The 13,388-nt window shown below is 42.4% G+C and carries 8 protein-coding genes; 3 read left to right on the top strand and 5 right to left on the bottom strand.

Annotation, left to right across the window (positions count from 1 at the left end; all coding sequences use genetic code 11):
- Positions 1-12 precede the first annotated feature (12 nt).
- From addA to LZD48_RS02670, 3 genes are all read right to left on the bottom strand, one after another.
- Complete coding sequence (gene addA / locus LZD48_RS02680; RefSeq protein ID WP_235761193.1) at positions 13-3,741, bottom strand: helicase-exonuclease AddAB subunit AddA; 3,729 nt, start codon at positions 3,739-3,741, stop codon at positions 13-15.
- Positions 3,741-7,229, bottom strand: coding sequence for a helicase-exonuclease AddAB subunit AddB (gene addB / locus LZD48_RS02675; RefSeq protein WP_235761192.1), 3,489 nt, complete (start codon positions 7,227-7,229; stop codon positions 3,741-3,743). The genes addA and addB overlap by 1 nt, the downstream gene beginning before the upstream one ends.
- 211 nt (positions 7,230-7,440) lie before the next feature.
- On the bottom strand, positions 7,441-8,103 hold the full coding sequence (locus LZD48_RS02670) for a TVP38/TMEM64 family protein (protein WP_235761191.1): 663 nt from the start codon (positions 8,101-8,103) through the stop codon (positions 7,441-7,443).
- A 185-nt stretch (positions 8,104-8,288) separates the two neighbouring features.
- Here LZD48_RS02670 and LZD48_RS02665 point away from each other — a divergent pair, with 185 nt between their 5' ends.
- Complete coding sequence (locus LZD48_RS02665) at positions 8,289-8,672, top strand: YhjD family protein (RefSeq protein ID WP_235761190.1); 384 nt, start codon at positions 8,289-8,291, stop codon at positions 8,670-8,672.
- Here LZD48_RS02665 and LZD48_RS02660 read toward each other — a convergent pair.
- On the bottom strand, positions 8,653-9,204 hold the full coding sequence (locus LZD48_RS02660; protein WP_235761189.1) for a competence protein ComK: 552 nt from the start codon (positions 9,202-9,204) through the stop codon (positions 8,653-8,655). The genes LZD48_RS02665 and LZD48_RS02660 overlap by 20 nt on opposite strands.
- A 763-nt stretch (positions 9,205-9,967) precedes the next feature.
- On the bottom strand, positions 9,968-10,963 hold the full coding sequence (gene lplA / locus LZD48_RS02655; protein ID WP_235761188.1) for a lipoate--protein ligase: 996 nt from the start codon (positions 10,961-10,963) through the stop codon (positions 9,968-9,970).
- Between the two features lie 243 nt (positions 10,964-11,206).
- Between lplA and yhfH the strand changes: the two genes are divergently transcribed.
- Positions 11,207-11,335, top strand: coding sequence for a protein YhfH (gene yhfH / locus LZD48_RS02650; RefSeq protein ID WP_235761187.1), 129 nt, complete (start codon positions 11,207-11,209; stop codon positions 11,333-11,335).
- A gap of 203 nt (positions 11,336-11,538) precedes the next feature.
- The gene (pepF, locus tag LZD48_RS02645) at positions 11,539-13,359 is read left to right on the top strand and encodes an oligoendopeptidase F (RefSeq protein ID WP_235761186.1); all 1,821 of its coding nucleotides are present in this window, start codon (positions 11,539-11,541) and stop codon (positions 13,357-13,359) included.
- Positions 13,360-13,388: the final 29 nt, after the last annotated feature.

Raw genomic sequence — 13,388 nt, 5'->3', positions numbered from 1 at the left:
TCTACTTATAGTTTACCCTTCTGAGACTTGAATGAATAGTTGTTTTTCAAAAAAGTATAAATATGTTTCTTTTACAGGCTGGTTCCAGATTCGTTCAACTGCGGCCCGATAGAGAGAAAGCTGGACTTCGTATCTTTTCTTTAGCTTTTCCTCCAAGACAGGTGTAATAGGTTCTGAAATCGTATCTGTCTTATAATCGAGAATGATCCAACCGTCATCTTTTGGAATGAGACAATCAATTACCCCTTGAATGAGTACTTCTTCATTTTTATCCGGGTCAAATTCCGGATAAATCTCTTCTGCTTTTAACATGAGGCTGAACGGAACTTCACGATACAACTCAGACATCTCCATCATATATGTCGCTAAAGGTGTTTCGTAAAAGTATTCAATTGCTGCAATATCAATTATATCTGCCTCTGCTCGCGTAAGGATTTCTTTTTCCACGAGCCGCTCCACTTCTTCTGTTATTTCTGAAGTGGTAAGGGCTCTCGTCAATGGCAAATGCTGCATGACCGTATGCATTGCCGTCCCTTTTTCCGCTGCACTTAATGTCTGCTCCTTCTGCAGGAAATTCGGCCGCTTCATGATTGGCGGTCTATAATCGGATATCAACTGATCTGAGCCATATTCATTGAACAGCTCCCGTTGACGCTTAATTTCCGTCACCGTCTGCTTCGCCCTTGTCATTGTTGCTTCCTTATCCGGATAATTATAATGCAGCCGTTCATCGACATACTCCTGAAGTCCGTCACGCGCGACGGAAACCGGTTTCCACTCTTCAATATGATGCTTCAACTGCTCTTTTTCTTCACTTTCAGAAGTTCCCAAGTTCGTTAAGTCACGTGCATGGATAATCGTTATTTCCCATTTCGAACGATCTTCACGAATTTCCTTCGTTAGTTCTTCCGGCAGTTCTCTCGTTCTTAATATCTCATTTTGATCATGGCGAATAAGTGCTGGACCAACCCAATCGAGATAAGATTTCTTCTCGAGACGATAATATTCCGGCAGCACCCAGTCCTGATGGTCGAGCATCTTATCCCAGTTATCCAAGCGTTTCTGCAGATCCCTTACATAACCAGTCATGACAAGCTTTTCTTTCGCCCGTGTGAGCGCAACATAAAGAACACGCATTTCTTCTGCAAGCTGTTCTCTTAATTTTTTCATTTTCACTGCTTCATAGAAAAGTGTTGTATACGTCAGCCGTTTTACTGGATCAATGAATTTCGTTGCAAATCCGTATGTTTTGTCCAATAAATATTTCTCATTTAAATCACGCAAATTAAATTGTTTATCCATCATGCCTACAATGACGATTGGAAACTCAAGTCCCTTACTCTTATGAATCGTCATAATCCGCACAACATCTTCTTGCTCACTTAGCGCCCGGGCTGCTCCTAAGTCTTTCCCTTCCTCCTCCATCCGTTCAATGAAACGAAGGAAACGGAATAGACCACGGAAACTGGTTGATTCGTATCCGCGCGCCCGGTCATACAACGCCCGCAAATTTGCCTGACGCTGTCTACCACCAGGCATGCCTCCAACGAAGTCATAATAACCAGTTTCGCGATAAACATCCCAAATTAATTCCGATAAGGCTCCGTCTCGCGCAGCACGCCGGAATTCCTGCAGCTGTTGCAGGAATCCTGACACCGTTCTCGTCACTGGATGTTGATTTGTTTTCACGTAAGCTCCCAGCGCTTCGTAATAAGACCCTTGCCGATTCGCCATTCTGATTTGCGTCAATTCATCTTCATTCAATCCGACAATTGGTGAGCGGAGTACCGAAGCAAGCGGAATATCCTGGTGCGGGTTATCAATCACCTTCAGCAAACTGATCATTATCTTTATTTCAATTGCTTCGAAATATCCTTCCGAAATATCGGCATATACAGGGATACCATGTTGCTTCAATTCCTCGACAATAACCGGAGCTTGTTTCATCCCACGAAGTAATATAACAATATCCCGGTACTGAGCAGGACGCTGAACTCCAGTTTCTTTATCAACAACCGGAAAAGCTTCCCCGTCCCGACCAATCCATTTTTTAATCAGCTCGGCATAAGCCCTGCCTTCAATCTGCGCCTTTTCAAGATCACGAAAATTCTCTGATTCTTCTGTTTCACCTTCGAGAGGCGCCACTTCTTTATCTCCATCGATTAAAATAAGCTCCGCCTCAGGACGGGCGCTCGGCACATCATCATAGCTTTTATTCCCGTAAATCAATTCAGCTGCCGCACCGTATTCAATTTCACCTAAGGCTTCATCGATAATTTGCCGGAAAATATAATTCGATGCGTCCAGTACCTCTTCCCTGCTGCGGAAGTTTCTCGCAAGATCAATTCGCTTCCCTGCAGCCTCTTCTTCTCGGTACCGTTTATATTTTTCAAGGAAAAGACCTGGTTCCGCATGACGGAAACGGTAGACACTCTGTTTTACGTCCCCAACCATGAAGGTATTACCCGGTTCTTCTCGCTTACTCACCATCTGGATAATTGTTTCTTGCACATGGTTTGTATCCTGGTATTCATCCACAAGCACTTCCGTAAATTTAGCTTGAAACTCAAGAGCAACACGAGACGGGACGAGTGTTTCAGCATCTGCAGCCCCGTCTAGTAACAGTTCCAGACAATAATGTTCCAAATCGGAAAAATCAACGAGTGCCTTCTCCCGCTTCGCCTTCGTAAATGCTGTCTTAAATGCTTTAACGAGCTCGGTTAATTTCTTAATAACCGGATACATTTCCTGCATTTCGGCTATATGGCGCTCAAGAGGCCTGCTTAGCCATTTCTTCTGTATGTCGCTGAAGCTTTTCTTATATTGATCTCGTAAAGCTTTGACAGCTTCTTTCTTCTCCTCATTGCAATCCATTTTCTTTGAAGAGAGGCGGGCAAATTTATAATTGCCTATCCATTCGACAAGTTCGCCCCAGGAATCCATCCGCTCTTCCGCCCCATGTAGACCTTCAATATCGGAATTGATGGTATCAATGTAAGCATCGGGGCCATCACTCTCTCTCGCAATCGCCATCGCTCGCTCCATTTGTTCCCGAATACCTGTGAATGTATTTTTCATTTCATATCGAAGGATTGGAAGGAAGTTTAGATCATCTTCTTCCCAATCTTCTGGGATATGATAGCTTTCCGCTAAATCATCGAGCCATGCTTCCGGCCACGGATTTTGAACAGCAAAAGTATATAACTTTAAAATTAGTTCTTCGACATCGACATCACTCCGGTCACTTGAGAAGCGATCGACTACTGCAAAGAATTCATCAACTTCTCCCGTCTCATCGCCATACCAATCCTCAAATAAATCATCAAGCACATCTTGTTTAATTAAATCCATCTCCATATCGTCACCAATTCGAAAGCTCGGATCAATATCAAGTAAATAAGCATACTGCCGGATGACATCAAGACAAAACGAATGGAGGGTGGAGATTGATGCACGCTGGAGAAGAGACAACTGTTTCTTTAAATGCACGGAATTTGGTTCCGCTTCAAGCGCCTTCTCAAGCGCGCCCCCTACTCGGTTACGCATTTCCTGGGCGGCTGCATTTGTAAAGGTTACAACTAATAAGGAGTCGATATCGACAGGTTCTTCTTTATCGAGCAGTTTTTGGATAATCCGTTCAACAAGTACTGCCGTTTTCCCAGATCCTGCTGCAGCTGCAACGAGGATGTTCGTTCCTGCTGTATAAATTGCTTTTTCTTGTTCTTTTGTCCACTGTACCATTAATGTTCCTCCTCCCCTGCTATTTTCTCAAGCACTTCATTTTCTGACATCTGCTTCAACTTGCGGAACTCGTTCTCTTCCAGTCCTGTATCAAATTGACAGACGGAAAGAAATGGACAGAATCTGCATGCGATCATCTGCTGATCTTGATACGGATTGAGCTTCACTTTACCAGTCGTAATTTCAATCCCCGCCTGCTCAATCAGACCGTGGATATAGTGCTGCAGATCGTTAAATGTATCTTCTGTTGCCACTTTAGATGCTTTATAAAAGTTCCCCGTTTTTGTGAGGGCAACTGGCAGCATGTCGCTATGTCCCGTCTCCAGTGCTGTATCCATACTTCGGACAGTCGACTCATCCTGAAGCAAAAGACCTTTCATTTTAAACTGTTTAAACAGCTCTTTCTCTAATTTACTTGCTTCCATATCTGGTTGATTACTAATCATCGGATTATGAACATGGAAATAAAGAACACCAGCAGGAGTCGCCTTCATTCCGAGCCATTCTTCCGATTGAGACAGAACGACATCAAGGTATGCGAGCATTTGCAGGGCAAGTCCATAGTAGACATCAACTAAATTCAGCCCGTGATCACTCGATTTGTAATCGATAATCCGCAGATAAAACCCGTCATCTACTTTCGCCTGATCGACCCGGTCAATCCGGCCGCGCAGGATAAGTTCATACCCATTTGGCAGCTGCATGACCATTGGCTTTAATGGTGCACCCTCACCAAAAGCGACTTCTAAACCTACAGGTGAAAAATTACTTTTCCGTGCTTGTTCACTCAATATAAACGTTGCTCTGGCAATTGTTTCTTGTAATTTCTGTTGAATATATTTATAACGGTTTGAGCTATACAGAATTTGATGTTGTAAAATCGGAGCAAGCTTACCAACTGCCCGATTCGCATATGAGCTAGAATCTTCCTTCGTCAGTTCCTTGTAATCTCTGCCTTCCAGTCGAATCCATTCGGTAATGACCTTGAGCGCTTCATGGAATAATTGTCCGATATTTGGCGCATCAAGCTTATACCTTTTTCTTTCTTCCAAATTCAAACTATACCTTGCAAAATGCTGATAAGAACAGCGATAATACGTCTCGAGTCGACTGACACTCGCTTTAACTTGCTTCGGATAAAGTTCTTTTATCGTATCTTCCGCCAAATCAGTCGGCAAGTTCTGGTAGTAGAGACTTTGCAAGATCATATAAGTCGTCTCATACTTCGGCTCGTGCTCCATATACCAATTCAGTACATGCCACCAGACAGCTTCCACTGGATAGCCCCGACGGTAACGTGCGAGCTGTGCTGTTAAAGCTGCCCTTGTCTTGACCGGATTCGTAATAAATCGTTCAGCACGGGCAAGATCATCCGGATCTTGAAGTAAGAATCTTTCTTTCGTTGCCGGGAAAAGATCCTCCATTCGCGTTATAAGCTGGGACGGCATTTTCCCTTTTCCTTCTTCATCGCTTAACGTATAACTAATATGCAAGCGGTCTTTTGCAACTGTAAATGCAAGATACATAAAAAACTGATCATCAAGCAGCTGGCGTACACTGCTTTCCGCTAGACGAACTCCATTTTGTTCAAGCAGTTCTCTTTCCCTTTCATTGATAAGACCCTCTCCAGCTGGCTTCATTGGCCAAACGCCATCATTTACCCCGAGTAAGAAAGCAACCTGGACACGGCCAATCCGGGAGCGGTCAATTGTTCCGACAATCACATGATCCATGCTAGGCGGAACATGGGCAAATTCAAGGGTTTCTAAACCCGCTTCCAATGTACTGCGGAAGACATCAAGGCTTAATGTTTCATCCCCAGCCATTTCAACAAGCTCATCAAGGATCTGTAAGACACCATCCCATACTTGTTCCTGTTCCCGCGCTTTTTCAATTTCACCTGCCGCGTCATCCATCTCCCGCATTTCTTCCAGTCGTTCAGGTGCCCGCACCTGTTCAAACAATTCGAATAGAACTTCACATTTCTTACGGACGGTTTCCGCTTCTCGTATCGCTTCATCAAAGACTTGTAAGGAGTAGACAATTTGACGGCGATAACGATTAATCCGCTTCTGCTTTTCCAGTTCCTTATCTGTTTGACCCGCCTCATCAAACCCGCGGAATCGTTGGAATACCCATTCCTCCTCAGCGAACCAGCGTTCTCTCGTTCGGATCCCATACTCCAACACATAATTCTCCAATTCATCAATCGCATCAGCCGTTAGCGGATAGCGCTTATCAGCAGGTGGAACAAACCCTGTTTTAAGTACACGAAATACGGCATCATAACGCCAATTCCCTTCGATAACATCAAAGATGGAACGGATAAATTCAATAAACGGGTGATTCAACATCGATTTCTTTTCATCAAGAAAGACTGGTATACCATGATCTGCAAAAATTGTATCAATCAGATCATGATAGACATTTGCTTCCCTCATAAAGATGGCGAAATCACGGAATCGATAATCTTTTTCCCGAACGAGCCGGAGTATTTCTTGAGCCGCTCCTTCCACTTCTGCCCGTGGATGTACTGCTTCAGCAATTTGAATCGGGACTTCGCCTTCATAAGCGGGAGCAGGTCGTGTGTCAAAATATTTTTCCATATGGAGGAAATAAGGCCGCTCCTTGAACCTGCCGTTCTCCGGATAAAATTCCAGTTGCTCCTCGAACGGGATATCATTCGCCTCTGCAAGTTGAACGAGCTGATGATAGGTTTCTTTCGTTTGGTAAAACAAATCAAGCTCTGCCGGCTCTTCTTTCGTATCATCTAATGTCAGCACGACCGTGACCGTCTTACATTTCTTCAACAATGCTTCTACTACTGTAAGCTCATTCGGCGTAAACTGATGAAACCCATCTAAATAAATTTCCGCATCCTCAAGCAGACGAGATGCACCAACTTTTTCCGCAAGCAGCTGGAGTTGATCTTCGCTGTCTATATAGTGAGGGGCAAGACGCTCCATTAAATGTTCATAAATATATAACAGATCCCGCAGCTTCATTTCCAGACTTACTTCATTCGGCTCCTTATGTACATATTTTTCTATTCCAGCAATCTCTTGCTGTAGGATTTCAGGAGTAACCTGATATCGTTTGAATTCGGTAATCATCCGTTCAAGTTCTTGCAGGAAACCTTGTTTTTCTAATGCTTTTTTGAAGGTATGCCATTCTCCTTCTTTTTCTTCAATTATTTTGCGGAGCATCATTTGAATACCGATTGAACTGATGAATTGCCTTGTTCCACCGCCGACTTCCTGCAAGATGCGCCAGGCAAGGCGTGAGAAGCTTGCTACTTGTGCGCGAATGCTTCCATCAATTCCTTCTGCAGTAAATAGGGCGCGTTCTTGTTGGAAGGTCATTTGATCGGGAACGAGATAAAATATCGGTTTACCATGTGGACTTTCCAGCAGTTTTTCTTTGATTTCTTGAATGACGATTTGGCTTTTATCTGTTCCAGAACGTCCCGTAATAAAACGGATTCCCATGAATATCCTCCTCTGTTAATCAAAATCTATTTTTAAATATGTTTATTCGATTATCCTCTTCAGAGTCCGCAGTCCAAATACCTCTCACTTACCACGAGCGGCTGGTGAGCCGCCTGCGGAATACGTGAATGTATCGGGACTGCGGACCCGGGTAGAAAGCAAAAAGCTTATATCTCTAGTTTACCAGAGATATAAGCCTGCTCCTATATTTTTAGTTTGTTCGTTTTGGATAGTTTTTCTCCATTACTTTGCGCTGGAGCCGGCCCTCTAGGTATTTGCCGATGAACCAGAATAACCCGATTCCGATGAGTACGACGATTGTTTTCATCGGATTTTTGGCAAATTCCATAATACTTGACCCGACATAGGCGATAGAGAAAATCATCACCGTTTTCCCGAGTATGACCGCCAGAATAAATTGTTGTGCACTAATTCTTGAAAATCCTGCGACGATATTAATAATAGCGGATGGAGAAAAAGGAAAACAGAGTAAAAGAAACAAGGGACCGAACCCATGTCGCTCTACCCAACCTGTTACCCGGGAGACTTGTTTGTTTTGTTTAATCTTCCGTTCCACCCATTTAGCATTCGATAATTTTCGCATCAGCAAGAAAACAAGAATCGCACCAGCACAGGCGCCAATCCAGGAATAGAAAAAGCCTTTCAACAAACCATATGCAGCAGCATTCGCCAATACAAATACCATTAACGGTAAGAAAGGCAAGAGCGCCTCAATAAAAGGCAATAAAATTCCCGGCAACGGGCCTAAGCCTTCATACTGATTAAGTAGTTGTTGAATAAAATCATCAATTTCTTCATTTTGTAATTTCGTTCTCCAGTTTTGAAACGTAATGGTTGTTGTTATTAAGTACATGTAAGCCCATTCTCCTCAGCATAAATGAACACCTAACTTATAGTTTAAATTATCTTTCAAAAATATCCTAGTTATATATCGCTAAATTTTGCCACTTTCTTTTTCTCTTTTATTATAGTATTTTTTTCAAGTTTAGCGTATAATAAACTAAGGCAAACACATGTTCCTATAAAGGAGAATGGTTCATGCGATTTATTACGGAAGAAGAATATGCGATTGCTTCCCGTTTCCTGTTTCTGTCGATGGCAATTGTTGTAATCAGACAAGACATCCGGCATGTTGGTGAAGGAGCTTTTAAAATCAAAACACCTTATTTGGAGTTATTCAAGAAAATGGAGTCTTTAGCATTAGAGGAGCGAAGAGGATTGAGAATCAAGATGAAGAAACAAAACATAGAAGTCATTACCCTAAACAAAAATGATTCCTTCTCCTCCTTTTTGTATCTTTGCCAAGGTAGGGAGGAAAAACGGAATTACTTTAACCCTTCCATCCGCAAAAAGGTGGAGTTGATCATTGAAGAGCATCTTATTTTAGCGCTTGAAGAGCACGCTAATCACGTTCATTCTTAAAAGTATTAATCACATCAAACGGATTCGGATTTTCAGCTATCATCCCTTTTCCTATATGATGTAATCGGTTATTCAGTTTGTAACGGAACTGGGCAGTTCGGCGCACTTGATTGGTTAACGAACCGTAAGACACGTCAAGGGTGATTGTTTTCCCATTAATAAAAAGCACTTCAGCGTTTCCCTCATCCAACTGTATCACATCACCAATATGGGAATGAGAAAGCCAAGAACACTTTGGACTCGTCGGAGAGTATGTAGGCAGGAAGTACATTCCGCTTGCGGGATCAATGGAGATAGGTACTTTATGGGTCAAACCGCTAATGACACGGCTTCCCTCCTGTCTGCCTTTCAAACTGCTCCCGAAAAACATACAAGCGTTATCAATGAGTTTACTTGGGGATAGATGGCTGACATACTCTGCTGTTTCATCTAGAATGTAACTGATGAGCCTGCCATCTTTATCACGGCTTGCAATAATAGCCATGGTCACCGGGCTGATTTCATGAGCTGAGGTAAAAATCTTTTGTTCCATTGTAAACTTCCTTTCCACGAGAGAAAAGAAAGTGGCTTGAACACATAATAACAAAGACCTAGTGAAAAAGAAAGGTAAAAAACCAAATTTTTTGAAAAAAATCAATAAAACAATAGCTCCGTCGTTAAATAATTCGTTTTTAATCAGAAAAAGACCCGACACTTCATACTTGCCGGGTCTTTTTACTCAAATCAATCACTTTCATTCAGCGTAAGTGTTTTGCACGTTCTCTTGGCTAGATCTCTAATCGCCGTTCAGTTGCCCGGCGGACGGATGCGCATCCTTGGGCACAGCTGAAGCCTCCTCGGGCTACCGCCCTGCGGGGTCTTCAGACTCGTGCTATTCCCGCAGGAGTCACCGTCCGCCGAGCAACTGAACTGGTGAAGATGTTTATGATAAATAGAAATTATTCCTTCACTACATCAGTGTGAAGATTGCATTTATAGAATAATAAATAGCGTTCCAAATTAAGTTTTTCCTGGTAGCAGTCCAGACACCTCGAGACTCCTGCGGGAGGCTGGCTAAGAACGGTCACGTCCTGTGACCAATGCCAGCATTAGAACTTCCTGTTCGGAGGTAAGCCTGGCGAGACCCCTTAGTGCTCAGCGCGAGGAGGCTTGTCGGCCGCTCAGCAGGTGCGGGAGGTGTCTGGACTGTGGACACCAGAAGAAAGTTGCGCTTACGCTGAATGAAAGCAATCAGTAATTCATTGAATATAACAGGTTGAACTGCTTTGATTTTTCGAGATACGAAAGTTGAGTGGTTAATAGATTAAATTAATGAAATCTTCTTTGGAAATTTTCCCGAGATAATGCGAAACCGGGAAGTCTTCAAGTGCTGCTTCAATTGTTTTACGGTCATGGCGGAGACCGATTAATTTATTCTCCAAATCTTTGATGTCACCAATTCCAAAGAAGTCACCGAAAATCGTACAATCCTCGATGATTCCTTTTTTCACATTTAAGCGAACGTCAACAAGTCCAGCCGAAAACTTATGCGCTTCCTGAATGTTAAATGCAGGTGACTTACCATAATTCCACTCCCATTTCTGATAACGGTCTCGGGAGATTTTATGGATTTTTTCCCAGTCTTCATCTGTAAGCACATACTGTGGAACATCTTTAACATCATCGACGTTAAATACATGCTTCAAAATCATTTCCTTAAATTCTTCAATCGTCAGCTTGTCTTCCAAGAACTCATTAATGTTTGCTACACGACTTCGAATCGATTTGATTCCCTTTGATTCTATTTTAATCTTATTGACCTTCAATGCATGCGTCAGTTCTTCGATTTTCGAATTCAACATGAGTGTACCATGACTGAACATTCTTCCTCTTGTAGAAAACATTGCATTCCCGGAAATTTTTCTTCCTTCAACTGCAACATCATTTCTCCCCTGTAACTCAGCTGGTACCCCTCGTTCATTTAGGGCATCTACAATCGGCTGGGTGAACTTCTGGAAGTTCTGGAAACTCTCCCCATCATCTTTTGTAATAAAACTGAAGTTCAGATTCTCTTCATCATGGTACACCGCTCCACCACCGGATAGTCGGCGAACAACTTTAATATCATTCTCTTCTACATAGTCTGTGTTAATTTCTTCAATCGTGTTTTGGTTTCTTCCAATAATGATGGAAGGTCCGTTCACATAAAAGAGCAGGTATGTATCTGTTTCTCCAAAGTTTTCCAAAATGTATTCTTCGATAGCGAGGTTGATCATCGGATCGGTAATTCCTTTGTTATCAATAAATTTCATTGCCTAGCCTCCTCTAGAACATCTATACAATTATTTTAATGGAAACAAAAATCTAAAGCAATAAATACAAAAATTATTAATCGGGCAAACGTGTAGTATAACAACGTTTCCGCTGCATATTATATAATAATTACAAACGTATTTTAAAAAAATGTATTAAAACAGTATTGACAAATAACATGCTGTTATATTACAATACATTCAACAGGTAATTAATTGACAAACAAACGAGGAGGAACCCACATGCTAGGTTTAGTTGAGTTTTTCAAAAGTTTACCAAAGAAAAAATGTACGAAATGCGGTCATGATATTTTCGAAAAAGCAGACTGCTATGGCAATGTTTGTGATGACTGTGATCATCCTGCAAGATAATCACGCTCTTCATTTGTATGACAAGAACCGCTTCACTTTAATTTAGTTTCCAACTGTAGTATAACACCATATTTCTCCTTTTTGGCAGTTGTTCATAAGAACAGCTGCCCTTTTTTCTTTCTGAAAAATCCTATCTTTCCATTTTTATTTGTATTATAATTATTTAGAGTATCGAAGTAAATGACCAAGAGGAGGAATTGAAAATGACCATTCAGACGAATACACGTGCCAAACGTCAAGAAGTACCGGCAGAACAGACATGGAAGCTGACGGACCTATTCCCAACCTCTGAAAGCTGGAAGCTTGGGATCGAAAGCTTAGAAAAAGAAGCAGAACAAGTGACAGCCTTCAAAGGAAAAGTAACAGAAACGGCCACTACTCTGCACCGAGCACTAGCAGCACTTGAAAGCTACCGGGAGAAAGTAGTCCGTGTAGCGACCTATTCTAATTTAAAAGTGAATGCGGATGGATCCGATCCAGACAATCAGCGGGACGCGGCACTTACGGGCAGTGTAATGGCAAAGACTCATGCAAAGCTTTCCTTCTTCTACTCGGAATTACTGGAATTAACGAGTGATAAGGTTCAGCAGTTTCTAGCAGAGGAACCGAAATTAAAAGTATATGAAAAAATTTTGTATGACACATTAGAAGATAAACCCCACACGCTCACACCTGAAGTGGAGGAAACATTAGCAGCTCTTAGTGAAGTCCATGGAGCCCCGCACGGAATTTATCAACGGGCTAAAACCGCGGACATGCAATTTGAGCCGATCACGAACGCAGAAGGTGTCGAGCTACCAATGTCTGAATCTCTATTCGAAGACCGTTATGAATTCTCAGCCGATATAACAACACGAAGGAATGCCTACAAGTCCCTTACGAAAACATTAGATAACTATAAAAATACATTTGCCGCGGTTTATGCAACGGAGGTTACAAAGCAAGTGACGATGGCAAAGCTCCGGAGATACCCGTCTGTAACCGACATGCTGCTTGCTCCTCAGCAAGTCACCAAAGAGATGTACCATAATCAGCTTGATATCATCGGAAAAGAATTAGCGCCACATATGCAGCGTTACGCCAAATTAAAGCAGGAGAAGCTTGGTCTCGAAGAATTGCATTATTGTGATTTAAAAGCACCACTTGATCCGGAATTCAATCCGCAAACAACGTATGAAGAAGCTACGGATATTATTCTTGACGCCCTTTCCATAATGGGACCGGAGTATCATGAAATAATGAAGAAGTCGATTCACAAAGGCTGGATTGACCGGGCTGATAATATTGGGAAAGCAAACGGAGCATTCTGTTCCAGTCCATATGGGGTGCATCCTTATATTTTGATCACCTGGACCGATACGATGCGTGGTGCATTTGTATTAGCACATGAGATGGGTCATGCCGGGCACTTTTATTTGGCTGGACAAAATCAATCTCTAATGAATACACGTCCGTCTACTTATTTCATTGAAGCCCCATCCACCTTAAATGAATTACTGCTGGCCGAACACCTTATGCAAGCAACAGAAGATGTCCGGATGAAGCGCTGGGTCATTACCCAATTACTTGGTACATATCACCATAATTTCGTCACCCATTTACTTGAAGGCGAATTACAGCGCCGGGTCTATGATTTAGCAGAAAATGGTGTGCCACTCACGGCTGATGTCTTAACAGAGCAGAAACTCGCTGTTATCAAGAACTTCTGGGGAGATAGTATTACAATTGATGATCGGGTCGGATTAACATGGATGAGACAGCAGCATTACTATATGGGGCTCTATCCATATACGTATTCCGCTGGACTCACTGTATCAACAGCTGTTGCTCAGATGATTAAAGATGAAGGGCGCCCTGCTGTAAATCGCTGGTTGGATGTATTAAAGGCTGGCGGCACGAAGAAGCCGCTTGATTTGATTAAACTCGCGGGAGTTGATATGTCCAATCCTGACGCGATTAAAGTGGCGATCGATTATGTCGGTTCATTGGTTGATGAATTAGTTGCAAGCTATGAAGATGAATAAATAGAAAAATCGCCTGAGATCTTATTGTT

The organism is Oceanobacillus alkalisoli (assembly GCF_021556485.1).
In the GTDB taxonomy this organism is placed as follows: Bacteria; Bacillota; Bacilli; order Bacillales; family Amphibacillaceae; genus Oceanobacillus; species Oceanobacillus alkalisoli.
Note: the sequence above shows the minus strand (reverse complement) of the source record. Positions and strands in the feature narration are given on the sequence as shown.